This window comes from Streptomyces sp. NPDC001222, assembly GCF_042896945.1.
In the GTDB taxonomy this organism is placed as follows: domain Bacteria; phylum Actinomycetota; class Actinomycetes; order Streptomycetales; family Streptomycetaceae; genus Streptomyces; species Streptomyces gibsoniae.
This window is the reverse complement of the sequence record NZ_JBIAXT010000006.1, coordinates 15,325-40,509: the sequence shown is the minus strand read 5'-3', so window position 1 is coordinate 40,509 and position 25,185 is coordinate 15,325. Positions and strand designations below refer to the sequence as shown.

Sequence of the window (25,185 nt, the reverse complement as noted above, 5' to 3'; positions counted from 1 at the left end):
TACCGTGCCCCGGCGCTCGTTTCGCTCGGGCGGACCGAAGGAAGGAGATGTGACCTTGCCGCAGCCGACCAGGACGATCTGTGTCGTGGGCGCCGGTCCGCGAGGCCTCGCGGTCCTTGAGCGGTTATGTGCCAACCACACCGGCGAGCGCCGGCTGTCGGTCCACGTGGTCGACCCCTGCCCGCCCGGGCCCGGACGCACGTGGCGCACCCGGCAGTCCCCCCATCTGCTGATGAACACGGTGACCTCGCAGGTCAGCCAGTTCACCGACGACAGTGTCCAGTGCGCCGGGCCCATCCGGCCGGGCCCCAGCCTGTACGACTGGCTCCAGCGGCCCGAGGCCGGCACCCCGAAGGACTGGCCGCGGGCGGAGCGGCTCGGGCCCGACGACTACCCCTCCCGGGCGCAGTACGGCCGCTATCTGGAGTGGGTCTTCGCCCACCTCGTGGCCACCGCCCCCGACACCCTCCGGATCGTCGTCCACCCGGCCACAGCCGTCGCCCTGGACGAGGACGCGACCGGCCAGTGCGTCACCCTGGACGACGGAACTCGGCTGACCGGCCTGGACGTCGTGGTGCTGTCCCTCGGACACGGGCCCAACGAGCCCGCGGCCGAGGAGCGTCGCCTCACGGCGTTCGCCGGCCGCCACAGGCTGCGCTACCTGCCCGCGGCCAACCCCGCGGACCTCGACCTGGACGACATCGCCTCGGGAGAGGTCGTCGGGCTGCGAGGTCTGGGACTGGCGTTCTTCGACGTCCTCGCCCTGCTCACCGAGGGCCGGGGCGGGAAGTTCGCGCCGACCCCCGACGGACTGCGGTACCTCCCCTCCGGTCAGGAGCCCGTGCTGTACGCGGGATCCCGTCGCGGAGTGCCGTACCAGGCGCGCGGGGAGAACCAGAAGGGGCCGACCGGCAGACACGAACCGCTGTTCCTCACCCTCGACGCGGTCCGCCGGATCCGCGCCGTGTCCGGCGCGACCTTCCGGCAGCACGTCTGGCCGCTGCTGGACGCGGAGGTGCGCGCCGTCTACCACCACGCCCTCGTGGCGCAGCGCACCGACCGGGCGACCGCCGACCTGTTCCTGGCCGAGTACCTGGCCGCCAACGCCTCCGGGCGTACGGCCGTACTGCGCCGCCACGGCGTGACCGCCGCCGACGAGTGGGACTGGGAACGCGTCGAACGCCCCTGGGGACAACGTGCGTTCGCCGACCGCGCCGACTTCAACCGCTGGCTGCTGGACTATCTGCGCGAGGACGCCCGGCAGGCCCGGGGCGGCAACGTGCACAATCCGGTCAAGGCCGCCCTGGACGTCCTGCGCGACCTGCGCAACGAGGTCCGGCTCGCCATCGACCACACCGGGATCACCGGCAGCTCCTACCGGGACGAGGTGGTGGGCTGGTTCACACCGCTCAACGCGTATCTGTCCATCGGCCCGCCCCTGTCCCGCATCGAGGAGATGACCGCCCTCATCGAGGCCGGAGTGCTCCAGGTCGTCGGCCCCCGCACCCGGGTCCGCCCGGACCCGCTGGGGGAGGGCTTCCTCATCGGCTCCGACGCCATACCCGGCGCGGAGGTGCGCGCCACCACGCTGATCGAGGCGCGCATCCCCGACGTGGATCTGCGCCGCAGCGGCAACCCGCTGCTGCGGCACCTGCTCAGCACCGGGCAGGGCCGGCCGCACAGCATTCCGGATCCCGAGGGTGACTACGAGACCGGCGGACTCGACGTCACCCGCCGCCCCTACCGGGTGGTGGACGCCGAGGGCGTGCCCCATCCGCGCCGGTTCGCCTACGGGGTGCCCACCGAGTTCGTGCACTGGGCGACGGCCGCGGGCATCCGCCCAGGGGTCGGCTCGGTGATCCTCGAGGACGCCGACGCCATCGCCCGGGCGGCACTGGCTCCCTGACGGCCGCCCAGGCCCGCCGGTCCCTGCCGTCCCGGCGCGGACCCGTCGGCCGGTCCGACGCCCGCCCCGGTCATCCGAACCGGCCGGGCCGCCCCGCGGCCCTGGTCCTCACCCGCACGGAGTTCCCCAGTGGACATCACCACGAGCTTCGACCCCGAGGCACTCGCACTCCCCTTCTACGACGACGAACACCGCCGCTTCGCCGAGGAGATCGGCGTCTGGTGCGACGGCCACGGCCCGCTCTGGGAGGCCGTGCGCCGGATGGACCCGGACGAGGCCGGGCGCCGCCTGGTGGGCATGCTCGGCGAGGACGGCTGGCTCGCCACGCTCGACCCCCACGCCGCGCCGCACCGTCTGCCCGGGGATCTGCGCGCCCTGTGCCTGGGCCGGGAGGCGCTCGCCTACGCCGAGGACCTCGCCGACTTCGCCTACTCCATCCAGTCGCTGTCCGCCACGCCGATCATCCGGTTCGGCGACGCCGAACAGCACAAGCGCTATCTGCCCGGCATGGCGGACGGCTCGATCATCGGCGCCTTCGCCGTCTCCGAGAAGCAGGCCGGCTCGGACCTCGCGGCGGTGGGACTCGGCGCCCGGCGCGTCGAGGGCGGCGGGTACGTCCTCAACGGCGGCAAGGCGTGGATCGCGCACGCCACCATCGCCGACCTGTTCGTCGTCATCGCCCGCACCGGGGACGGCCCGGGGCCGCTCGGCCTCACGGCCTTTCTGGTGCCCGCCCACACTCCCGGCGTGCGGGTGAGCGAACGGCTGGAGGCCATCGCGCCCCGCTCCTTCGGCCATCTGTCCTTCGAGGACTGCCGGGTTCCCGCCGAGGCCGTGCTCGGCCGGCCGGGCCGGGGCTTCGTCATCGCCGCCGACCTGCTCGACCGGTTCCGGATGACCGTCGGCGCCGCGGCCGTCGGCTTCGCCCGCCGGGCCGCCGACGCCGCGCTGGCCCACACCAGGAACCGGGACGCCTACGGCGGCACCCTCTTCGACCTCCAACTGGTGAAGGGCTCGCTCGCCGACATGGAGGTCAAGATCAACGCCGCCGAGCTGCTCGTCGCGCGCGCGGCCTGGGACTGCGACCGCGGCAGCCGCGGCTACGCCCGGCACTCCCACATCGCCAAGGTCCATGCCACGGAGGCGGCCCAGGACGTCGTCGACGCGGCCGTACAGCTCTTCGGCGCCGCCGGAGTGGTCAAGGGCGGCCTGCCCGAACGCCTCTACCGGCAGATCCGTTCGCTGCGCATCTACGAGGGCGCCACCGACGTGCTGCGCCTGGCCGTCGCCGACGCCCTGGACGTACGGCGCGCCGCCCTCGCCGGATGACGGCCCGTCGCCCCGGGCCGGCCACCGGATTCCGTCCACCCGCAAGGAGCACCAGATCGACCACCCCGCCCCGGACAGCGGCCCACCCGGCCCGCGTCCACCGGGCCGAGGGACGTACCCCCTTCGAGGAGCAGCACTGATGTCGGACCTGCCCCGCCTGTGGCTGCGGCACGAGAGCCGCCCCACCGAACGCCGAGCGCCGCTGGTGCCCCGCGACGCCGCGCGCCTGGTGAGCCAGGGCGTCCCGATCACCGTGGAGGACTCGCCGCAGCGCGTCTTCCCGCTGGCCGAGTACGTCCGCGCGGGCTGCGCCACCGCACCGGCCGGCAGCTGGACCCGAGCCCCCGAGGACCATCACGTCCTGGGGCTGAAGGAACTGCCCCCGCAGCCGGGCCCGCTGCACCACCGGCATGTGTACTTCGGCCACGCCTACAAGGGGCAGCGGGGCGCCCGGGAGCTGCTCGGCCGGTTCACGTCGGGTGGTGGCGCGCTGCTCGACCTGGAGTACCTCACGGACGACGACGGACGGCGCCTTGCGGCCTTCGGCTACTGGGCCGGCTACCTGGGCGCGGCACTGGCGGTCCTGCACCGGCGCGGCACGCTGCGGACACCGCTGCGCTCCCTGGAGCGTACGGAACTTGACACCCTGCTACGGGAGGGCCGCGGCGGCGGCACGGCTCTGGTCGTCGGCGCCCTGGGCCGCAGCGGCCGGGGCGCGTGCGACGCGCTGGAGACCGCCGGGATCGAACCGGTCCGCTGGGATCTGGCGGAGACCCGCGCCCTGGACCGGGACGCCCTGCTCGACCACGACATCCTGGTCAACACCGTGCTGGTGACCCGCCCGGTGCGGCCGTTCCTCACCCCCGAGGACCTCGACGCGCCGGGGCGGCGCCTGTCCGTCGTCGTCGACGTCACCTGCGACGTGGGCTCCGACTGCAACGTCCTGCCCATCTACGACGCGGTCACGGACTGGACGCATCCGGTACGGCGGCTGCGCGAGGGCGACCGTCCGCTGGACCTGATCGCCCTGGACAACCTGCCCTCGCTGCTGCCCACCGAGGCCAGCCGGTCCTTCTCCGCCGAACTGTGGCCCCATCTGCCGGACCTCGGCGCGGACTCCTCCCCCTGGTCCCGCTGCCTGCACCTGTTCGGAGAGGCGGTGGCCCGGGAAGCGGCCGGTGCCGACGGAGAGGAGGACAGCCGTGTCCGATGACCGGATCGTGCCCGCGAGCGGTGTCGTCCACTGGATCGGCACCGGGCTGTCCACCGGCCGCAGCGGCCTGGGACTACTGTGCGAACGTGCCGAACGGCTGCTGCTGTGGGACCGTACCGCCGAGCGCGCCGACCGCCGGCTCGCGGCCCTCGGACTCGCCGGCCGCGCCGAGGCCCGTGCCCTGCGACCGGGCGCCCTGGAGGCCCAGGTGCGCCCCGGCGACGTGGTCGTCTCCATGCTGCCCGCGACCGAGCACCCGGCCCTGCTCCGGCTCGCCGTCGACCGGGGGGCCCACTTCGCCTGCACCAGCTACACCTCCGAGGCGCTCGACGAGCAGGCGGCCGTGGCGGCCGGGGCCGGCCTGGTCGTCCTGACCGAGGCCGGGCTCGACCCCGGTATCGACCACCTGATGAGCCATCAGCTGGTCGAGCGGGCCCGCGAGGAGGTCGGTGACCGGGCGGCGTCCGTCACCTTCACCTCGTACTGCGGCGGCATCCCCGCCGAACCCAACGACTTCCGCTACCGGTTCAGCTGGGCGCCCTACGGCGTCCTGGCCGCGCTCCGCTCGCCCGCGCACCACATCGACGGCGGCCGACGGCGCACCGTCCGCCACCCCTGGCAGGCCACCCGCACCGTGGTCCTCGGCGGGGAGCCGTTCGAGGTCTACCCGAACCGGGACAGCCTGCCGTTCGTCGCCCAGTACCGCGTTCCCGACGGCTGGCACCTGGACACCTTCGTCCGGGGCACCCTGCGCAACGCCGGCTGGCGCGCTGCCTGGACCGAGGTCTTCGAGACCGTCCTGACCGACGACGAGACCCGGATCCGCTCCCTGGCCAAGGAACTGGCCGACCGCTACCCGACCACGGAGGCCGACCGGGACCGCGTGGTCCTCTCCGTCGACCTGAGGGTGGAGGACACCGCCGGCGGCACCCGGTGGCAGGGATCCCGGCTGCTGGACCTCACGGGCGACGACACCGAGAGCGCGATGGCCCGCTGTGTCTCACTGCCGCTCGCCCACGGCGTGACCCGCATCCTCGACGGCGCCCTGCCGACCGGTCTGAACCGCGCGGCCGAGGACCCCGACGAGGCCGCCCGCTGGCTGCGTTTCCTCGCGGCCCACGGCGTGCCCACGACGTACACCCAGACCCCGCCCACCGGCCCGGGAGTCGAACCATGACCTCCGTGGCCCGCCCGCACGCATCTGTCGGCATCGCGTCGCCGGGCCCCCGCCGAGCGGTGGCGGCCGCTCGGCACGCGTCCGGCGGTCCGCCGGGCATCGCACGTGAACCCCTTCACACCATCGAGCGCGGCGACCCGCCCCAAGGAGAGATCCCACATGGCTCATGAGCCCACTCGCTCCGGCCCGACGCACTACCGCTGCCTGGGAGTCGGCGTAGGCCCGGCCAACCTGAGTCTCGCGTCCCTGCTCCACGGCCGGACGGACGTGCCCAATCTGTTCCTGGACCGCAAGGAGTCCTTCAGCTGGCACGACGGCCAGCAGCTGCCCGGAAACACCTTGCAGGTCTCCCTGTTCAAGGACCTGGTGACGCTGGCCGACCCCCGCAACCCGTTCTCGTTCCTGTCCTACCTCCACGACAACGGCCGCCTGTACCACTTCCTCAACGCCCAGTTCGACGCCGTACCGCGGGTGGAGTTCCGCAACTACCTCGCGTGGGCGAGCCGTTGCAACAAGAACATCGTCTTCGGCGAAGCGGTCCGGGAGGTCGGCTTCGACGGGGTGTTCACGGTCCGCACGGACCGCCGCACCGTCACCGCGGACAACGTGGTCGTCGGCGTGGGCAGCGAGCCCTGGGTCCCGCCGCAGGTCCAAGGCGCCCTCGGGCCCACGCAGTTCCACATCAGCGAGTACCTCAACCAGGCCAAGAACCTGGGCGGCAAGCGCGTCGTGGTGATCGGCGGCGGACAGTCCGGCGCCGAGGCCTTCCTCGACATGATCTCCCAGCCCAGCAAGGATCTGCCGCGCCGGGTCTCGTGGATCTCCCGTCGGGGCAACTACTTCCCGATCGACGACTCGCCCTTCACCAACGACTATTACATGCCGTCGCACGCCGAGTACTTCTTCAGTCTCGACCGCGACAGCCGGCAGGCGTTCAACGAGCGGCACATCCTCACCAGCGACGGCATCTCCGAGAGCACCCTGCGCGACATCTACCAGCGTGCCTATCTGCACCGGTTCGTCGAGGGCAACGTCGACCTGGTGGGCCTGTACCCCAACCGCGAGGTGACCGAGGTGTCCACCGGCCTGTACGGCGGCTGGCAGGTGACCGCCCGCCACAACGACGACCGCGAGGCCGTGGAGCTGTTCGAGGCGGACGTCGTGATCTGGGCGACCGGCTTCCGGTCGACCCAGATGGACTTCCTCGACCCCATAGCCGACCGGCTGGAGCGCGACGGCGACGAACTGCGCATCGACGAGGACTACGCCGTCCACTGGGACGGGCCCGACGACCGCCGGATCTTCGTGCAGAACGCGGCACGCGGTCAGCGCGGCCTCGCCGACCCCAACCTGAGCCTGAACGCCTGGCGCAGCCAGCGCATCGCGGACCGGCTCGGCAAGGTGTCCAGCAACGACCAACTGCCGTCGTTCATCGAGTGGTCGACCAAGATGGGCGCCCGGGCCGGGAGGGACACATGAGCCCGGCGCAGAGCACACCGATCGCCGTGATCGGCGCCGGGGTGATCGGCTGCCTGATCGCGCACGAGGTGCTGGCCGCCGACCCCGGTGCGGACGTGACGGTGCTGGACCGCGACCTGGTGGGCTCCGGTGCGACCCGCCGCTCCGCGGGCCTGCACTTCCCCCGCGGCGCCTCCCCGTCGGTGCGGGCGATGGCCTCCGAGAGCCAGCGCTACTACGCCCAGCTCCTCGCCGAGCGCCCCGAGCTGCCGATCCACCCACTCGCGATGACCGTCGTCGCGCCCGAGTCGGCCGCGCCGCGGCTCGACGAGGTGTACCTGCCCGAGACGAACCTGCGGCGCGTGGACAAGGTGCCGTCGGCGGCCGTCAGCCTGCCGGCGGGCGCGGCGGCCTGGGCCGGGGACGGCTGCCAGTACGCGGACGTGTCGGCCCTCACCCAGGCCCTCGCCGCCGAACTGCGCCCGCGCGTGGAGTTCCGTGAAGGCGTGACGGTGACCGGCCTGGAGCCGGACACGCACGGCGTCCGGCTGACGCTGAGCACCGGCGACGTGCTCACCGCACGGCAGGCGGTACTGGCTCCGGGACCATGGCTCGCCCACCCCGCCTGGCGCGATCTCGTGGCGCCGCTCGGGGCACGGGTGAAGAAGATCGTGGCGCTGCACATCGAGGACGCCCCGTCCGACGACGACGGCGCGATCGTCTTCCACGACGAGGACGCGTTCCTGCTGCCGTACCGCCGGCGCGGCCACTGGCTGTTCAGCTACACCTGCACGGAGTGGGACGTGGACCCCGACACGGTCGACCCCGGTCTCACCTCCGTCAACCGGGCGGAGGCCGTGGAGGTGCTGGCCGGCTACGCGCCCCGGCTCGCCGACCGGATCCGGTCGGGACGGGTCTTCTGCGACGCCTACAACCCGGGCGGCGGTCCGCTCGTGCAAACGCTCACCGAGGACGGGCGCCTGATCTTCGCCGGTGCCGCCGGAGGCTCCGGGTACCGCCTGGCGCCGGCCGTCGCCGCGGAGAGCGTGCGCCTGCTGTCCAAGCACGCCGCCTGACCGACGCCTTCACGAGGCCTTCCCGGTTCTCGAATGCCTTCCCGGGCGTCCTCCGAGCGGCCTTGCCGAGCCCTCGGAACGTCCTCCCGAAAGGAACCGACATGATCTTCAGTCGCTACGACGCGCGTGCCCTCCACGACGCGTTCGGCATCCGCATGAGCAGCATCGAGGGGCTCGGCGTGGGAGCCGGCTGGGGGCGGGTGGCCCCGGGGCAGGCCTCCACCGGTCACCAGCACGACGAGACCGAGTTCTTCGTCATCGTCGCGGGCCGGGGCGAGTTCGTCGTGGACGGCCGCAGGCACCCCGCCGAGCCGGGCACACTGGCCCTCTTCGAACCCTTCGAGACCCACGTTCTGGAGAACACCGGCGACACCGACCTGATCTTCGTCACCCAGTACTGGCGTGACCCGGGCCGCGCCCTGCAGTCCGCCGGCAACGAGGAGCGCCGCGCCTTCGGCGACCGCCCGGTGTTCGTCTTCTCCACGCCGCCCACCCCCAACGGCGACCTCCACCTCGGCCATCTGTCCGGCCCCTACCTCGGCGCCGACGCCTTCGTCCGCTTCCAGCGCATGAACGGCACCGAGGCCTGGCACCTCACCGGCAGCGACGACTACCAGAGCTATGTGGTGGGCGCCGCCCGTCAGGAGGGCCGGGAGCCCGCCGAGACGGCCGCGCACTACAGCGCCGAGATCGCCCGCACCCTCGACCTGATGGACATCAGGCCCGACCAGTACACCGTCACCGACGCGGAGCCCGGCTACCGGGACGGCCTGCGCGACTTCTTCTCCCGTGTGGTCGCCTCCGGCTGGGCCACCGTCACCGAGAAGGACGCGCTCTTCGACGCCGAGAGCGGTCAGTACCTCTACGAGGTCGACGTCAAGGGCGGTTGCCCCGGCTGCGGTTCGGGCACCAGCGGCAACATCTGCGAGGAGTGCGGCGAGCCCAACACCGTGGTGGACCTGGCCGAGCCCCGCTCCGCCGCCTCCGTCGGCGAACCGCGGCGCGCCCCGCTGGCCCGCTACTCGCTGCCGCTGCACGTGTTCCGCGAGGAGGTCGCCGCCCACCACAGGCTCGGCCGTGTCCCGGCCCGGCTGCGCGAGCTGAGCGACCGGCTCTTCGCCCGGCCCGCCATGGACATCCCTCTCACCCACCCCTCCTCGTGGGGCGTCGCGCCCACGGAGACGGACGTCGACGGACAGGTCATCTGGGTGTGGCCCGAGATGTCCTACGGCTTCCTGCACGGCATCCAGTCCCTGGGCGTGCGCCTGGGCCGCGACTGGAAGGCCGCCGAGCCCGGCCAGGACTGGAAGATCGTCCACTTCTTCGGCTACGACAACAGCTTCTACCACTCCGTGCTCTACCCGGTGCTCTACCGCCTGGCCCACCCCGACTGGGAGCCGGACATCGACTACCACGTCAACGAGTTCTATCTGCTGGAGGGCAGCAAGTTCTCGACGAGCCGGCGCCACGCCGTCTGGGGCAAGGAGATCCTGACCCCCGACTCCGTCGACGCCGTACGCTACTTCCTGTCGCGCACCCGGCCCGAGGGCGAGCGCACCAACTTCCGCCGCGTGGACTACGCCCGGACGCTCGACGAGACCCTGATCGGCACCTGGCAGCGCTGGTTGCACGACCTCGGCGCGCGGATCGCCAAGCACTACGACGGCAAGGCCCCCGACGCCGGCAACTGGACGCCGGAGCACTCGGCATTCCTCGCCCGGCTCGGCGCCCGCCTCGCCGCCGTCGGCGGCAGCCTGCGCGCGGACGGCTTCTCGCTGAACCAGGCCGCGGCCGAACTCGACGGTCTGGTCGCCGACACCGTCCGCTTCTCCGCCCTGGAGTCGCTCACCGCCCAGAGCGCCGGCTGGCAGAACGAGGCCCGTACCGCCATCGCGCTGGAACTGGCCGCGGCCCGGCTGCTCGCCCATGCCGCCACGCCCGTGATGCCGCGCTTCGCCGGCCGGCTCGCCGCGGCGCTCGGTCTGCCGGAGCCCACCACCTGGCCGGACACGGTGGAACTGGTCGCTCCGGGCACGGAGATCAGGCTCTCCGAGACCGTGTTCTTCAAGTCGGCCGGCGCGACCGGCACGGACACAGGGCCGGGGGAGGAGGACCGGTGACGGACGACACGCTGGGCCGCATCGTCTCCGCCGAACCGGGGTACGGGCACATCCGCGTCGCCAGCCTGCTGGGCACCCAGACCCTCCCGCTGCGCGAGCTGTACCGCCGCTCCGGCCGGGTGGCCCGATGGCTGCGGGAGCAGGGGATCCGCCCCGGTGACCGGATCGGGATCCTCGCGGCCAACAGTCTGGAATGGGTCCTGCTCGACCTGGCGGCGCTGCGGCTGAAGGCCGAGACCGCCGGGTTCGAGCCGGGCAAGTTCGCGGCGACCACCGACCTGATGGACCGTTACGGCATCCGTCTGCTGTTCACCGACCGGCCCGTCCAGGGGCCCGGTATGGTACCGATCGGCGAGGTGGCCCAGCTCGCGGAGCGGGCGGACCTGGACGGGGCGCCACTGCCGCCGGTGACCTGGGGCCCCAAGGACGTCACCACCATCAAGTTCACCTCCGGCAGCACCGGCGAGCCCAAGGGGCTCGGTGCCACCGCGGGCAGCATCGACAGCTCGCTGCGGGCGGTGCAGGAGATCTTCGAACACGGCCCGGACGACGACCTGTTCGTGTTCCTGCCGCTCTCCCTCCTCCAGCAGCGCTACTGGGTCTACTCGGCGCTGCTGCACGGCCACGACATCACGGTCAGCACCTACGAGGCCGCGTTCGCCGCGCTGCGCCGGGTGCGCCCGACCGTGGTGATGGGGGTCCCCGCCTTCTACGAGACCGCCAAGCGGCAGATCCAGGCCAGGATGCGCCGCGGCGACGGCCAGACCGCGGGGCAGGCGGCACGGGCGGTCTTCGGCGACCACATCCGCTATCTGTGGACCGGATCGGCACCCGCGGCCTCCGGCATGCTGCGCTTCTTCACCGAGGCGGGGCTGCCCATCTACGAGGGCTACGGGCTCAACGAGACCTGCATCGTCACCAAGAACCACCCCAAGGCCCACCGTGACGGCAGCGTCGGCAAGGTGCTGCCGGGCAAGGAGGTGCTGATCGGCGAGGACGGGGTCGTCACGGTCCGCAGCGAGCACCCGGTCAACGACCACTACGCCTACTGCCGGCCGGGCGACTCCGAGCGGGTGTTCGGTCCGGACGGCACCGTCCGCACCGGCGACCTCGGCTACATCGACGAGGACGGATTCCTCTTCATCCGCGGCCGGGCCGACGACGTGATCGTCCTGGACAACGGCAAGAAGGTGATCGTCCGGCCGATCGAGGAGGACATGAAGGCCGATCCGGCCATCGCCGAGTGCGTCCTGTTCTGCCCGGGCCAGACCGAGCTGGTGGCCGTGGTCTCGCCGGCCACCGAGCCCGCCGACGAGAAGGCGATAGCCGCCCGCCTCGCCCACACGAACGCCTCCCGCGCCGCCGACGAACGGATCGGCCGCGCCCTCGTCGCCGACCCCCCGTTCTCCATCGACAACGGCCTGCTCACCTCGCAGTACAAGCCGAAGCGAGCACGGATCCTCGACGCCTACCACGACGCCGTCCACGACCCCGAGGAGGGAATCCATGCTGTCTGAGTCCACGCAGTCCGCGTTGGAGGGCGCGGCCCGCGAGCAGCTGGCCGCCGTACTGACCCACGACATCGCGCCGACGGCGCTCGATCCGGACGCCGACATGGCCGGTTCCTACGCCCTGACGTCCTTGAACAAGGTCTTGTTCCTGACGGAGCTGTGCGAGGCTACCGGCGTCGACCTCGGCCATTTCACCGAGGACGACCTCGACCGGATGCGAACCCTGCGCGACGTCGTGGAAGCACTGGCCCGTTACTCGACCGAGGGAACCTGATCTATGACCTGGGCCCAGAAGGCGGCAGCCGTCCTGGAGAACGACCATGTACGCCTGCACCCGGTGACGGAGGCCGACCGCGAGGGGATCCGGGCGGTCGCCATGGACCCGGACATCTGGCGGTACTTCGTCTCCCGGGTGGAGGACGAGGCCGACTTCAAGGTGTTCTTCGACACCTGCCTCGCCGACCAGGCGGCCGGCCGCCGGATCGTGTTCGTCGTCACCGACAAGTCCTCCGGCCGGATCGCCGGCAGCATGTCGTACGGCAACCTCGCCGAGGCCGACGCCCGGCTGGAGATCGGCTGGTCCTGGCTGGGCCGCGACTTCCGTGGCCAGGGCGTCAACCGGTGGGTGAAGTACCTGCTGCTGGAGCATGCCTTCGAGCAACTGGACGCAGAGCGGGTCGAGTTCAAGACGGACGTGCTCAACGAGCAGGCGCGACGCGGGCTGCGCAACATCGGCGCGACCGAGGAAGGCGTCCTGAGGAGCTTCAACTACATGCCCGGCGGGCGTCGTCGGGACGCGATCTTCTACAGCGTCCTGCGCGCCGAATGGCCTCGGGTGAAGGAACACCTCATGACTTCAGGGGTGTGACGAAGGGGGATCGCACATGATCGACGGCCTGTTGCTCCGTAAGTTCCTGCGCGTCCACGCGCGCCAGATCGGCTATCGCTCGGCCGCGACAGGGTATGCGGCGCTGGTCGACCAGACCGAGCACGAGCACGCCCGGTTCTCCGGTGCGGAGCTGGTCAGCGCGGTGCACGGCTCGTACACGGGCTGGATGGGCGGACGCCGGGCGGTCGGGGTCCTGGGCCGTCTCGGGCGCCGGACGCCACACGCGGCGGCCCGGACCCTCACCCTGGTGACACCGCGGCTGTTCCGGTGGCTCGTCGGCCCGATCCGCCGCACGGGCCCGACCGAACTGGTGGTGCAGCGGTGCAGGTTCCTCGCCGAGACCTCGCCGGAGATCTGTCTGCGTGTCTGCAAGGGTCCCACGGAGAGCTTCTTCACCGACACGCTCAACGTTCCCACGACGCTCACCCCCGACCTCCGTCGGTCCACGTGCCGCGTCTCCTTCGTCCCGGCTCCGCGCCGGGCCCGGTGACCCGTACCCCGCCGTACCCCACCGGCGGGGTACGGCGGGTGAACAGGCTTATGGCGTCGCCGAGATGGGGTACGAGCGCCGGACGGGGGCGATGTCGTCCGGGTGCGGGGTGGAGGGGATCATGGGGGTATGCCTGACACTTCCCGACGCGGCCTTCTCGCCGTCCTCGTGGCCTCGGCCGCGTCCGCGCCGCTCACCGGGCTCGCCGCGAGCCCGGCGCGCGCCGCCGGCCCGGCCGCCACCGTGCAGCCCTTCCCCGCTCCGGCGGGCCTGAGCTCCGCGCGTTCCTCGGTGACCCTGCCCCCGCTGGACGCCGCCTACTTCACCCCGGTGACGCTCGGCGCCTCGCTCACCGCCACGGTGCTGCCCGGAACACCGGCCCGCACCGAGGTCACCTCCGGCGGCCGGCGCGTCGCCCTGCTGACCCACGGCGCCCGTACCGTCGTCGTGCCCGGTCCGCAGCGCACCTTCGCCGAGAACAAGCGGCCCTTCGCGGACAATTTCCAGCGCACCCTGCCGGATGTGTCGCTGCCCGTCGCGGACCGCGAGTACTGGGGGGACTCTCCCGGGGGCGGGAGCTGGTCCACCCTCGGGCCAGCGGACACCGACTACTCGGTCGTCCCCGGGGCCGGCGTGATCAGTCTGACGACCGACTTCGCCAGCCGCCATGCCACGCTCAGGGACGCCGACATCACGGATGTCGATGTGCGGTGCGTGGGCCGCTTCGACAAGGTGCCCACCGGTCAGGCGTGTTCGTTCGCCCTGTCCTTCGGCTACCAGGACCCCCACAACAACTACCGCGCCCGGCTGTCCTTCCTGACCACCGGCGCCGTCGAACTGCGGGTGGAGAAGGAGGTGTCCGACACCGTCACCCAGCTGGCCCCGGCCCTTAGCCTCGCCACCGGTGTGCCCGCGGGCACCGACTGGACGATACGGGTACGCCATGAAGGCTCCCGCATCCAGGCGAAGGCCTGGCGCGCGGCCTCGGCCGAGCCCTCCGAGTGGGCCGTCGACGTCACCGACCCCGTCTTCGCCAAGGGCCGGGTGGGCGTGCGCGCCCTGGCCAACAGCGGCTGCACCAACCTGCCCGTCAAGCTCTCCGTGAGCAACTTCGAGGTGGACGCAGCGAACTGGGAGGCTCCGCCGACCGTCACCCACGGCGACTGGGTGCGGGTCCTTCCCCAGCCGTTCGACGGCACCTGGAGCGACGGACTGGAGCAGACCATCCGTGCCTGGGCCGGTTCCACGGCCCCGGACGTCCTCGCGCATGCCGCGATGTTCCTCGGCGGCGCGCCGGCCGTGACGGCCGGCGCGGGACCCGCGCAGGGCAAGCAGGTGCTGGGGGAGGCGGGTTACGGCTACCTCGATCCGCAGGGCTACCGCTACGAGGGCGCCGACTTCCATGAGTACATGAACGTGGGCTGGACCTTCGACGACGGCGTCCACACCGGGCCGTCGAGCAGACAGGTGGGGAACCTGGACTGCTCCGGCTACACCCGCATGGTGTACGGCTACCACATGGGGGTGCCCATGGCCGCGGGGCAGGACACCTCCAAGGAGAGGCTGCCGCGCAAGTCCCGGGACATGGCCGACTACGCGCCCGGGGTGCGTGTCGACCGGACCGACGGCACCAACCCGCCCGCCGCCGCCCTGCTCCAGCCCGGTGACCTGGTGCTGTTCAACGCCGACTCCGGTGACGACAACCCGACCGTCACGGTCGACCACGTGGGCATCTATCTGGGCCAGGACACGATGGGCAAGCGCCGTTTCCTGTCCAGCCGCAAGACGGTCAACGGGCCCACGATGGCCGACCTCGGTGGCGCCTCGCTACTGGACGGCACGGGCACGTACGCCAAGAAGCTGCACACCGTGCACCGCATCTGACACCGGGCGGCCCGGGAGAGTCGTCGCGTACGGCGACTCCCCCGGGCCGGGGACCTGCTCAGGAGGGCTTCAGCGCCGAGACCGCGGTCACCGTCACCTTGTTGTCGCACTCGGCGAACTCACCGTCCGCCAGGGCAACTTGGTGCGCCCCGGCCCCCGGCACACCCACCACCAGGGTCGGGTACACCACGGGCTTCGCCCCCGACACGCAGTAGCCGTCGCCCTCGCCCTGGACCTGGACGAAGGTCAGCTTTGCCCATGCCCTGCCGCCCGGCGCCAGCCGCACCGGCGAAGCCGTGCCCACGCGGGTCACCGACAGCGGAACATTGTGCTGCGGGGACCCGTTGCCCGCTCCCGCCACGGTCGGATGGCCCTGCAGGACGCAGGGCTGTCCCAAGACATTGGTGAACTCGGCGATCACCGCTCCGGTCCCCGTTCCCGACGGCCGGTGGGCGGCCGGGTACACGGCCGCCTTGAGGGCACTCGCCGTACAGGCCTTCGCCGGGCTGCCCGACGTCTTGACCACGGGGGAGGCGCCGGCCGCGGACGCCGGCGGGGCGACCGTACCGGAGGCCTTCGAGGGCGCAGAGCCCGTCGCGCCTGACGACGCCGCCGTGCTCGACGCCCCGGAAGGCGCCTTCGACGTGGACCCGGCGGCCTTCGGACCGCCACCGGGCTGGCACGCGGTCACCAGCAGCGCGGTCGCGACCGCGGCCGTCGCCAGCGTGGCACCGCGGCGGGTTTTCGTGTACGGCATGACATCCCCCGACTTTCGACTTGCGTGGACACCGGTCGTGCACCGGCACTCGCCGGTTCAGACGAGGTGGCCGGACGGCGGGTTCGCCGTCCGGCCGGCTGTCACACGACAGTGACATGGCCCTTGCCGTCCTGCCGCAATCGTTGCGATTCTGCCTGGCTGCGGGCCCTTTGAGCGGCCGTCGACCGCACGACCCCGCCGATGTCCACCCGTTGACGTGGCGTCATCTTCAGTGGTTCAGTGGCTCAGCCACTCAACCACTCATTCGCCGGGGGGCCGAGGTGGAACCACTGCCACGCGAGACGATCGTCGACGTTCTGGAGAAGCGGCTGCGCGAGGAGATCCTCGACGGACGCCATCCGGCCGGGAGCTATCTGCCGCCCGAACGCGAGCTGGCCGACGGATTCGGGGTCACGCGTACCACGCTCAAGCACGCCTTCGGCCGGCTGGTGCACGCCGGACTGCTGGAGACACGGCACGGAGTGGGCACTCGCGTCCGCGACTTCCTGCGCCTCGGCGGGGCGGATCTGCTGCCCATGCTGGTACGCCACAGCCCGGACTGGATCGGCGAGATCTTCGAAGTCCGCCGCAGCGTCGGCGCGTTGATCGCGGAACGCGCCGCCGTCGGCGCCACGGCCCCGCAGGTCGCCGAACTGCGCACCCTGCTCGCGGCCGTCGGGGACGCGGCGGGCGGCGACCCCGTGCAGCTGGCGGACGCCGAGGTGCACCGGGCGCTGGCCCGAGCGACGGGCAACCGGGTGTACGTCCTGCTGACCAACACCCTGTTCAACGCCTACCTGCCGGTGCGTGCCGCGCTCGTCGGCCCCTTCCAGGATCCCCGGGCCGCGCGGGACCGGCTGGCCCCGGTGGTCGAGGCCGTGGCCGCCGGTGACCGGACGGCGGCGCGCACCGCCGCCGGCGACTATCTGTCGGCCACGGAACGCATCATGCTCGAAGGGCTGGCACCCGCCCACGGACGCCGGGACGATGCCCGGTGACCGTACGAGGGACGGTCTTCGAGGAGACGATGCTGGGCCGTGTGCGCTTCGTCCAGGAGGACCGCGACCGCCCCATACGGCTCGATCTGACGGCCCGGGCCGACGACGTGCTGCTGCCGCACCGCACGACACACGCGCGGCTGACCGGACGCGTGCGGATAGCGGGACGGGCCGACGACCCGGAAGCGGCCGGGCAGTTGGAGATCTCGCCCGTGGCCCGCCGCAGGATCCGCTACCGGATCACCTTCACCCTGGAGGGCCGGCGCCTGACACTGGACGGCTGGAAGTCCGTGTCACCCCGGCGCCCGCTCACCTCGCTGACCGTGTTGCCGTACACCCTGTACGAGGACGGCGAGCGCGTCGGCGACGGCACCCTGCGGTTCCCCCTCACCACCGGCCTGCTGCCCTTCCTCACCAGCTTCCGGTTCCCCCGTGCCGGCGTGCCCGCCGCCGACCGCGATCATGTGTCACGCTGGGACGGCACCCCCGGGCGGACCGAGGTCTGGTACACGACCCTGACCGACCCCGCGACCGGCAGCGGGGTGTGGCTGCACCATGAACTGGTCGCGCCCACCGACGGCTCCGGCGCCTACGCCCACGGGTGGGCCGCCGTCTTCCCGAAGGACGGCCCCGTCGAACACGCCGCCTTCGGGCCCGTCCCCTGGGAGGCGGATCCCGACGGCTTCACCGCCGAGGGCGTCAGCGCCGTCCCCGGCCGACTCAGCGGCTCGGTGGGGCCGTTCGCCTGGGCACTCACCGAGACACCCGAGGGCCCGCCGCTCCACACCTTCCCCCGCTGGTCCTGGCGACGCCCCTGGCTGCCGGCCGCGCAGATGCTGCCCGCCAGCCGCTCCCGCTACACCGGCACGGTGCGGTACGGCACCGGCGAGCTGTGCCCGGACGGGGCCCCCGGCGCGAGCGCCCGCATCTACGGCCACGGCAACGCCCGCCGCTGGGCCTGGCTCCACGCGGACCTGGGTGGCGGTGACATCCTGGAGATCATCGCCGCGGTTTCCATGCGCCGGGGACTCGACCGGCTGCCCCCGCTCGTCTTTCTGCGGCTGCACCGCAACGGCCGCACCTGGCCCCGGCGCGCGGAGCGCTCCGCCGTGGGCTGGGCGGGCCTCGGCCGGTTCCGCGCGGACATCGGCCTGCCCGAGTGGCGGGTGGAGGGCCGAGCGGGCCGCCGCCGCATACGCGTGACGGTGACCCAGCCGCCCGAACGGACGCTGGCCCTCGACTACACCGACCCGGACGGCTCCCGCGCGGTCTGCCGCAACAGCGAGACGGCGGACGCTGTCGTCCAGGTGGACCGCTGGTGGGGCAGCTGGCGGCCGGAGGCCATATGGCGGCTGTCCGGCACCGCCCATGCTGAGGTCGGGGAACGATGAGCCACTCGACACCCGCCGCATGGACGGGACTTGTCGCGGCGCTGCTCGCGGACGACGGCACCGCCGACTGGACACGGTCCGTACCACGACGACTGGACACCCTCCTCGGCACCATGCCCGCCCCGGCACGGACAGCGATACGCGGCGCGGCCGCGGCGCTCGACGCGTACGCCGTGACCCGCACCGGAGGGCGGCTGTCGGGCCTGAGCCCCGCCGAACGCGAGAACGTGATGGCCTCGCTCGCCTCCCACCGCGCCCTGCTGCCCCTCCTCGACGCCGTGAAGGTGCCGGTGCTGCTGGCGGCCGGTACCGAACGGACACTGCGGCACGGCGGCATGTCACCGAGATCCGCGGACTCGGTCCCCGACGATCCACCGCTCCACTGCACGCCCTCCGCCCAGTGGCCCACGCGGTCCACAGCGGACGCCGTCGTCATCGGATCCGGGGCCGGCGGGGCCATGGCGGCGAGGACACTCGCCCGCGCCGGCCTGAGTGTCGTCGTGGTCGAGGAGGGCGAGCACCACACCACCGCGTCGTTCGCGCGACGGGCCCCGCTCGACCGCTTCGGCGACCTCTACCGGGACGGCGGCGCGACCATCGCCGTCGGCAACCCGCCGCTGGTCCTGCCCATGGGCCGCGCGGTCGGCGGCACCACCGTCGTCAACTCCGGGACCTGCTACCGCACACCGGACCACGTCCTCACCCGCTGGGTCCGCCGCCATGGCTTCGCGGCCGCCGAAGGCCTCGACGGCCGCCTCGACGAGGTCGAGCGCACCCTGAGGGTGGCGCCCCAGCCGCTGGACGTCCTCGGCACCAACGGGCTGCTCGCACTGGCCGGGGCACGGCGGCTGGGCTGGGCCGCCGCACCCATCCGCCGCAACGCCCCGGGCTGCGCCGGCTCCTGTGAGTGCGTGGTCGGCTGCCCCACCGGCGCCAAACAGAGCGTCCAGCTCTCCGTGCTGCCTCAGGCCTGTGCGGCCGGTGCCCGCATCGTCACGAGCGCACGGGTGCGGCGAATCCTCACCGACCCCGACCGGCCCGGCGGCCCACGGGCCGCCGGGGTGCTGGTCCGGCGCCCGGACGGCAGCGAACTGGAGATCCTCAGCCCGCTGGTCGTGGTCGCCGCCGGGGCCCTGGAGACCCCGCCGCTGCTGCGCCGCTCCGGCCTAGGCCGCCACCCCCGGCTCGGCCGGAACCTCAGCGTGCACCCGGCCATCAGCGTCGCGGGCCGCTTCGACCGGCCCGTCACCGGCCGGCAGGGCGTGCTGCAGAGCGTCGGCGTGGAACACCTGCGCGCCGACGGAATCCTCATCGAAGCCACCGCGGCACCCCCGGGCATGAGTTCGTTCGTGCTGCCCGGCGTGGGCCGCGAACTGCGCCGCGAACTGGACGGAGCGGACCGGCTGGCCACCATCGGCGCCATGATCGCCGACCGCCCCTCCGGCCGCGTCCACGGCCGGGACCGTACCCTGGTCCGCTACGACCTGGCCCCGAGCGACGCCCGCCGCCTGCTGCGCGCCCATCGCGCCATGGGCGAGCTGCTGTTCGCCGCGGGCGCCGAGGAGGTGCTCACCGGAGTGCCGCACGCCCCGCGCGCTCGTACCCCCGCCCAGCTGGAGAGGCTGCTCGACACGGTGACGGCGCGCCGCCTCCATGTCTCCGCCTTCCACCCCACGGGCTCGGCCGCCGCGGGCTCCGACCCCGAGCACTCACCGGTCGACCCGGACGGGCTGCTGCGCGGCATCAGCGGCGTGCTGATCGCCGACGGCTCCGTGCTGCCCAGCTGCCCGGAGGTGAATCCCCAGCTGAGCATCATGGCGGCCGCCCTGGCCATCACTGAGCGCTATGCGGCGAGAGCTCTGTGACACCGGTCCCGCGATCCTCCCGCGCCGGGCAGTCGCCCGAGAACGCCCGAACCCGCACCGCCCCGGGCGCGGGCGCCTGCTGGTGGAGGCCATTTCCCGGCGGAGGCTCCGCCCCGCTCCGGATGTGCCACGTCGGTTTGCGACGACTATGGAAGGAGGCACAGCGGCCACCGAGGCACGGCGCGAGCCATGACCCACTGGGAGAGGGGATCGGTGTATGGGGACGACGGACTCCTCCCGGCCCGGCCGGCGCCCGTCACCGGTCGGCCCCGCGGTACCGCCCAGTGGCCTCCTCGATCTGCTGAGCGTTGCCGCCGTCGTGCTGGACTCGAAGGGCCGCGTGATCTTCTGGAGCTCTCACGCCGAGGAACTGTTCGGTTACACGGCGGCGGAGGCGCTGGGCCGGTTCGCGGCGCGGCTGATGGTCCACGAGGAGCACTGGGACGAGGTGGTCCTCCTGTTCGCCGAGGTCATGGAGTCCGGCGTCGACTGGGCCGGGGCCTTCCCGATCCGGCACAAGGACGGCAGCACGCGCCTGGTGGAGTTCCGCAACATGCGGCTGCTGGACGACCTGGGCGACACCTACGCACTGGGACTCGCCGCCGACCAGGCCACCGTCGCGCAGGTCGAACGGGACGTGGCCCTGTCCACACGGCTGGTGTCCCAGTCCCCGATCGGGCTGGCGGTGCTGGACACCCGGCTGCGGTTCCTGACCGTGAACCCGGCTCTGGAGCGCATCGTCGGCCTGCCCGCCGCCGAGCAGTTGGGCCGGCCGATCCCCAAGGTCCTGGCGTTCCTCGACACCACGGGCTTCGAGGAACACCTCCTTCGCGTTCTCGACACCGGGAAGCCGGTCGTCGACAGCCATGTCCTGTGTCATCCCCCGGCCGACCCGGACCACGAGCACGCCTGGTCCGTCTCCTGCCACCGGCTGGAGGACTCGGGCGGCCGGGTGCTGGGCGTAGCCTTCTCCGTCATCGACGTCACCGAACGTCACCGGGCGGCCATGGAGGCGTCCCATGCCCGGCAGCGACTGGCCCTGATCGCCAGTGCCTCGGTGTCCGTGGGCACCACCCTCGATCTGGAGATCACGGCGCGCGAGCTCGCCGATGTCGTCGTGCCGGTCCTCGCCGACGTGGCCTCGGTGAACGTGCTCGACAGCGCGCTCACCGGCCGGCCCGCGGCGCCGTCGGGCCCCGCCCGCTTCCGCGTCCTCGCCGTCGCCGCGTCCCGCCCCGAGGAGGCCTACCATCCGGACGAACGGCCCGGGCGCGGCATCACCTATGACGCCGACCATCTGATCACGCGATGCGTGCAGACCCGCCGGCCGGTGCTGCTGCCGCACACCACCCCCTCGGATCTGCCGCGCATCACCCGTCACCCCGGTGCCGCCGCTCGGCTCGCGGCGGCCGGACTGCACTCGTATCTGGCCGTCCCGCTCATCGCCCGCGGCGCAGTCCTCGGCGCGCTCGCCCTCAAACGCACCCACCACCTGGCCCCCTTCGGCGAGGAAGACGTCTTCCTCGCCGCGGAGTTGGCCGCCCGCGCCGCCGTGTGCATCGACAACGCGCGCGGCTACCAGACCCAGCGCCATGCGGCCCTCACCCTGCAGCGCAGTCTGCTCCCCGAACTCCCGTCGAGCCGACCCGGACTGGAGGTCGCCTGGCGCTATCAGCCCGCCGGCGCCGCCAGCGAGATCGGCGGTGACTGGTTCGACGCCATACCGCTGCAAGGGGACAAGACCGCCCTGGTCGTCGGGGACGTCATGGGCAGCGGCATCAACGCCGCCGCCACCATGGGCCAACTCCGCAGCGCCACACGCGCCTTCGCCGAACTCGACCTGGCGCCCGCCGAGGCCCTCCACCATCTCGACCACCTGAGCGAGGGCATCGGGCGCGCCATCACGACGTGCCTCTACTGCGTCTACGATCCTCACCGGGGCCAGTGCGAGATCTCCCTCGCCGGCCATCTGCCGCCGGCCCTGATGCGCTCGGGCGGCCCGGCGCAACTGCTCAACCTGCCCCCCGGCGTGCCGCTGGGCGTGGGCGGGATCCCCTTCGACACCACCACCATCGTCTTCCGCCCCGGCGATCAGCTCGTCCTCTACACCGATGGTCTGGTCGAGACCCGGAGCGACCCCATCGACGTCCGCCTGAACACCCTCCTCGACGCGCTGACCGCGGCCCAGCAGCAGGACCTGGAGGCGACCTGCGACCGTCTCCTGGCGATCCTCCGTCCGCCGGGCGGCGAGGACGACGTGGCCCTGCTCATCGCCCGGGCCCGGACCTGATCCTGTCATCGGTCGGGCGCCGCGCGGCCGGACGTGTTTGCCATCGGCGGGAGCGGTAACGCGGTGTCCATGAGCGAACCGAAAAGCGGAACGAACCAGAAGACCGATGCCGAGCGGACGCCCGCGGCCAAGGCCGGGCGTACCGCGCGGAAGGCCACCGCTACGGCCTCACGGGCCGCGAAGAACGGCGCGGCCACCACGACTGACGCGGCGTCGGCGGCGAAGTCGGGCGCCGAGCGTGCGGCGGAGTCGGCGGCCGGGGCCGTGCACGTCGCGGCCAAGGGGGTGGAGGTGGGCCGCCAGGCCGTCCTCGCGACCTCGGGCCATGTCGCTGCGACGGCGAAGACCGCGTGGACGGTCATCGCCCACCGCAAGCTCGTCGCCGCGGGCGTCGGGGCCGGACTGACCGCGCTGAGCGCCGCGTCGTACGCGGTGGGCCGCCGCACCGGGAACCGCGCCCAGGGCCCTCTCACCCGGCTCACCGGCGGCCGCATCTGACGCGCGAGGGCGCCGCCCCCTCGGTGGCCTGGTGGCCGGTGGCCCGAGGGCCGGGTCGGGCCGCGGACAGCGCGGCCACGACCACGGCCGGTCGGCAACCGGGCCGGTCTCAGCCCAGATTGCCCAGCCGGGCGTCCTGCCACAGATCCACGCCGCCCTCGGTGGCGTACTTGTCGATCTCGGCCAGCTCCTCGCTGCTGAAGTCGGGGTTCTCCAGCGCGGCGACGTTCTGCTCCAGTTGCTCGACGCGCGAGGCGCCGATGACGAGCGAGGTGACGCGTTCGTCCCGCAGGGCCCAGGCGAGAGCCATCTGCGCCAGCGTCTGCCCCCGGCGCGCGGCGATGTCGTTGAGGGCGCGCAGCCGGTGCAGCATGTCCTCGGACAGCCAGGCGGTGTCGAACGACGTGCCCGCCGCGGCCCGCGAGCCCTCCGGGATGCCCTCGAGGTAGCGGCCGGTCAGCAGGCCCTGGGCCAGCGCCGTGAAGCCGATGACCCCGAAACCCTCCTCCTGGGCGGCGTCGAGGAGGCCCTCGGTCTCGATCCAGCGGTTGACCATGCTGTAGGACGGCTGGTGGATGAGGAGCGGGGTGCCCAGCTCGCGCAGGATGGCGACCGCCTCACGGGTGCGCCGGGTGTCGTAGGAGGAGATGCCGACGTACAGCGCCTTGCCCTGGCGGACGGCGGTGTCGAGCGCGCCCATCGTCTCCTCGAGCGGCGTGGTCGCGTCGAGGCGGTGGGAGTAGAAGATGTCCACGTACTCCAGGCCCATGCGCTGCAGCGACTGGTCGAGCGAGGCGAGGAGGTACTTCCGGGAGCCGCCGCCCTGGCCGTAGGGCCCGGGCCACATGTCCCAGCCGGCCTTGGTGGAGATCACCAGTTCGTCCCGGTACGGCGAGAGGTCCTGCTTCATCAGGCGCCCGAAGTTGATCTCGGCGGAGCCGTAGGGCGGGCCGTAGTTGTTGGCGAGGTCGTGGTGGGTGATCCCGAGGTCGAAGGCGCGCAGGGCGATCTCGCGCTGCGCCTCGAACGGCCTGTCGTCCCCAAAGTTGTGCCAGTAGCCGAGGGACAGGACGGGAAGGTCGAGCCCTGAGCGCCCGGTGCGGCGATAGCGCATGGTGCCGTTGTAACGCTCAGGATCCGCGACGTGGTTCATCGGGTGATCTCCGGATGGTTCGGTGAAGGGTGCCCCCCGCCGGGAGACAGGGGACGTGCCCACAGTGCCTCCGCATGATCCTGAAGTCCAATAGCTCCTTTTCATCGGATTCAGTGGTGTCGTTTCTGAATCGCCCGCGGGAGCCGCGCTGCCGTCCGGATCAGTGGATCAGAGCCTTGCGGACGGTGGGATAGCAGTCGATGACCGTGTCGAGGCCGACGATCTGCATCACGCGCATCACGGGCTCGGTGAGATTGGCCAGACGCAGCCAGCCACGGGCGCGGTGGGCCGCGTGATGGGCGGCGACGAAGGCGTTGACGCCGCTGGAGTCCATGAAGGTGACGGCGTCGAGGTCCACCACGGTGTACCGCGGGCCGGAGCCGTCCACCGGAATCAGTGTCCGCCGCAGGCCCTCGGCGGTGTCGTGGTCGATCTCGCCGCGCAGGGTGATGACGCGTATGCCGTCGACGGTGGTACGGACGATCGACAGCCGGGCGGGACCGGTTGATCCTGCGGTCTCTGTCATGCTTCCCCCACCAGCAGTCGGTGACGCCGTCGGCCATTCCCTCTGTGCGAAAGGCTGCCCTGGATGCGACGGGGAATGCTCCCAGCGCCGAGTCAGTCCGGACGCATGGGGCGTGGGCGGCCCGGCTGCGGGTAGACGCGGGGCGTGAACGGGGTGGCAGAGGCGGTCCGAATGGATCCATTTCCGCAGGGCGAGAGCCGTACGAGGCCGGACGAGGGCCTGCTACGGACCACGATCGTGCTGGACGGCGGCGGCGCGTGCATCGCCGACGCCCGGCACCTCACCGCGGCGTTCCTGGCGCGGGTGCAGGCAGTGCACGGGATTCCGGTGTCCCTTCGGGCGATGGACGTCACCCAGCTCGTGGTGAGCGAGCTGGTCACCAACGCCCGCAAGTACGCTCCCGGTCCCGTGCGGCTGGAGCTGCGGGTCGTCGGCGCGGCGGTCGACGTGACGGTGTGGGACAGTGATCCGGTGCTGCCGGCGGCCCAGGCGCCGGACCCCGGAAGAGTGGGCCGGCACGGTCTGGAGATCGTCAGGGCCGTCTCGCAGGGGTTCGAGGTGCGGCGCGAACCGGTCGGCAAACGCGTCAGGGCGCGTATGGCCCTGTGGGACGACCCGGACGGCCGGCCGTCCGGACACCCTCCCCTGTAGCGG

Annotated in this window: 21 protein-coding genes; 18 read left to right on the top strand and 3 right to left on the bottom strand. The window is 72.5% G+C overall.

Features of this window, described 5'->3' with window-relative positions; translation table 11 throughout:
- Positions 1-4 precede the first annotated feature (4 nt).
- The 12 genes from ACFY2Z_RS10850 (at position 5) to ACFY2Z_RS10795 (ending at position 15,053) form a co-directional block, all read left to right on the top strand.
- Positions 5-1,906, top strand: coding sequence for an FAD/NAD(P)-binding protein (locus tag ACFY2Z_RS10850; RefSeq protein ID WP_390743839.1), 1,902 nt, complete (start codon positions 5-7; stop codon positions 1,904-1,906).
- A gap of 129 nt (positions 1,907-2,035) precedes the next feature.
- The gene (locus tag ACFY2Z_RS10845; RefSeq protein ID WP_390743838.1) at positions 2,036-3,235 is read left to right on the top strand and encodes an acyl-CoA dehydrogenase family protein; all 1,200 of its coding nucleotides are present in this window, start codon (positions 2,036-2,038) and stop codon (positions 3,233-3,235) included.
- Between the two features lie 139 nt (positions 3,236-3,374).
- Positions 3,375-4,448 carry a saccharopine dehydrogenase gene (locus tag ACFY2Z_RS10840; protein ID WP_390743837.1) on the top strand — a complete coding sequence of 358 codons (1,074 nt, stop codon included), beginning with the start codon at positions 3,375-3,377 and terminating at the stop codon, positions 4,446-4,448.
- Positions 4,438-5,625, top strand: a complete 1,188-nt coding sequence (locus tag ACFY2Z_RS10835; RefSeq protein ID WP_390743836.1) for a saccharopine dehydrogenase family protein — start codon at positions 4,438-4,440, stop codon at positions 5,623-5,625. The genes ACFY2Z_RS10840 and ACFY2Z_RS10835 overlap by 11 nt, the downstream gene beginning before the upstream one ends.
- Positions 5,626-5,784: 159 nt before the next feature.
- Positions 5,785-7,104: a lysine N(6)-hydroxylase/L-ornithine N(5)-oxygenase family protein gene (locus tag ACFY2Z_RS10830; protein WP_390743835.1), complete on the top strand. Its 1,320-nt coding sequence runs from the start codon at positions 5,785-5,787 to the stop codon at positions 7,102-7,104.
- Positions 7,101-8,159: an NAD(P)/FAD-dependent oxidoreductase gene (locus ACFY2Z_RS10825; protein ID WP_390743834.1), complete on the top strand. Its 1,059-nt coding sequence runs from the start codon at positions 7,101-7,103 to the stop codon at positions 8,157-8,159. Before ACFY2Z_RS10830 ends, ACFY2Z_RS10825 begins: the two co-directional genes overlap by 4 nt.
- Positions 8,160-8,260: 101 nt before the next feature.
- Entirely contained in the window at positions 8,261-10,279 is a 2,019-nt protein-coding gene (locus ACFY2Z_RS10820; protein ID WP_390743833.1) for a class I tRNA ligase family protein, read from the top strand.
- Positions 10,276-11,796, top strand: coding sequence for an AMP-binding protein (locus ACFY2Z_RS10815; protein WP_390743832.1), 1,521 nt, complete (start codon positions 10,276-10,278; stop codon positions 11,794-11,796). The genes ACFY2Z_RS10820 and ACFY2Z_RS10815 overlap by 4 nt, the downstream gene beginning before the upstream one ends.
- On the top strand, positions 11,786-12,064 hold the full coding sequence (locus ACFY2Z_RS10810; RefSeq protein ID WP_390743831.1) for an acyl carrier protein: 279 nt from the start codon (positions 11,786-11,788) through the stop codon (positions 12,062-12,064). Before ACFY2Z_RS10815 ends, ACFY2Z_RS10810 begins: the two co-directional genes overlap by 11 nt.
- A gap of 3 nt (positions 12,065-12,067) precedes the next feature.
- Positions 12,068-12,658 carry a GNAT family N-acetyltransferase gene (locus ACFY2Z_RS10805; RefSeq protein ID WP_390743830.1) on the top strand — a complete coding sequence of 197 codons (591 nt, stop codon included), beginning with the start codon at positions 12,068-12,070 and terminating at the stop codon, positions 12,656-12,658.
- A gap of 16 nt (positions 12,659-12,674) precedes the next feature.
- Complete coding sequence (locus tag ACFY2Z_RS10800; RefSeq protein WP_390743829.1) at positions 12,675-13,169, top strand: beta-carotene isomerase domain-containing protein; 495 nt, start codon at positions 12,675-12,677, stop codon at positions 13,167-13,169.
- 129 nt (positions 13,170-13,298) lie between these two features.
- Entirely contained in the window at positions 13,299-15,053 is a 1,755-nt protein-coding gene (locus tag ACFY2Z_RS10795) for a C40 family peptidase (protein WP_390743828.1), read from the top strand.
- A 58-nt stretch (positions 15,054-15,111) separates the two neighbouring features.
- Here the strand turns inward: ACFY2Z_RS10795 and ACFY2Z_RS10790 are convergent, their stop codons facing one another.
- The gene (locus ACFY2Z_RS10790; RefSeq protein ID WP_390743827.1) at positions 15,112-15,810 is read right to left on the bottom strand and encodes a DUF4232 domain-containing protein; all 699 of its coding nucleotides are present in this window, start codon (positions 15,808-15,810) and stop codon (positions 15,112-15,114) included.
- A 281-nt stretch (positions 15,811-16,091) separates the two neighbouring features.
- On the opposite strand from ACFY2Z_RS10790, the gene ACFY2Z_RS10785 reads away from it, so the two are divergent.
- The 5 genes from ACFY2Z_RS10785 (at position 16,092) to ACFY2Z_RS10765 (ending at position 22,852) form a co-directional block, all read left to right on the top strand.
- Positions 16,092-16,808, top strand: a complete 717-nt coding sequence (locus tag ACFY2Z_RS10785; protein WP_390743826.1) for a FadR/GntR family transcriptional regulator — start codon at positions 16,092-16,094, stop codon at positions 16,806-16,808.
- Positions 16,805-18,199, top strand: coding sequence for a hypothetical protein (locus ACFY2Z_RS10780; RefSeq protein ID WP_390743825.1), 1,395 nt, complete (start codon positions 16,805-16,807; stop codon positions 18,197-18,199). Before ACFY2Z_RS10785 ends, ACFY2Z_RS10780 begins: the two co-directional genes overlap by 4 nt.
- Positions 18,196-20,064 (top strand): GMC family oxidoreductase N-terminal domain-containing protein, encoded by a 1,869-nt coding sequence (locus ACFY2Z_RS10775; protein WP_390743824.1) that lies wholly within the window; start codon positions 18,196-18,198, stop codon positions 20,062-20,064. The genes ACFY2Z_RS10780 and ACFY2Z_RS10775 overlap by 4 nt, the downstream gene beginning before the upstream one ends.
- A gap of 217 nt (positions 20,065-20,281) precedes the next feature.
- Positions 20,282-22,354 carry a SpoIIE family protein phosphatase gene (locus tag ACFY2Z_RS10770; RefSeq protein ID WP_390743823.1) on the top strand — a complete coding sequence of 691 codons (2,073 nt, stop codon included), beginning with the start codon at positions 20,282-20,284 and terminating at the stop codon, positions 22,352-22,354.
- A 69-nt stretch (positions 22,355-22,423) separates the two neighbouring features.
- Complete coding sequence (locus ACFY2Z_RS10765) at positions 22,424-22,852, top strand: hypothetical protein (protein WP_390743822.1); 429 nt, start codon at positions 22,424-22,426, stop codon at positions 22,850-22,852.
- Positions 22,853-22,961: 109 nt separating this feature from the next.
- Here ACFY2Z_RS10765 and mgrA read toward each other — a convergent pair whose 3' ends face one another.
- Together mgrA and ACFY2Z_RS10755 are read right to left on the bottom strand one after the other, a co-directional pair.
- Positions 22,962-24,005: an L-glyceraldehyde 3-phosphate reductase gene (gene mgrA, locus ACFY2Z_RS10760; RefSeq protein ID WP_390743821.1), complete on the bottom strand. Its 1,044-nt coding sequence runs from the start codon at positions 24,003-24,005 to the stop codon at positions 22,962-22,964.
- Between the two features lie 160 nt (positions 24,006-24,165).
- The gene (locus tag ACFY2Z_RS10755) at positions 24,166-24,531 is read right to left on the bottom strand and encodes an STAS domain-containing protein (RefSeq protein ID WP_390743820.1); all 366 of its coding nucleotides are present in this window, start codon (positions 24,529-24,531) and stop codon (positions 24,166-24,168) included.
- Between the two features lie 171 nt (positions 24,532-24,702).
- Between ACFY2Z_RS10755 and ACFY2Z_RS10750 the strand changes: the two genes are divergently transcribed.
- A complete protein-coding gene (locus ACFY2Z_RS10750) occupies positions 24,703-25,182 on the top strand; it encodes an ATP-binding protein (protein ID WP_390743819.1) in 480 nt (159 codons plus the stop codon).
- Positions 25,183-25,185 lie beyond the last annotated feature (3 nt).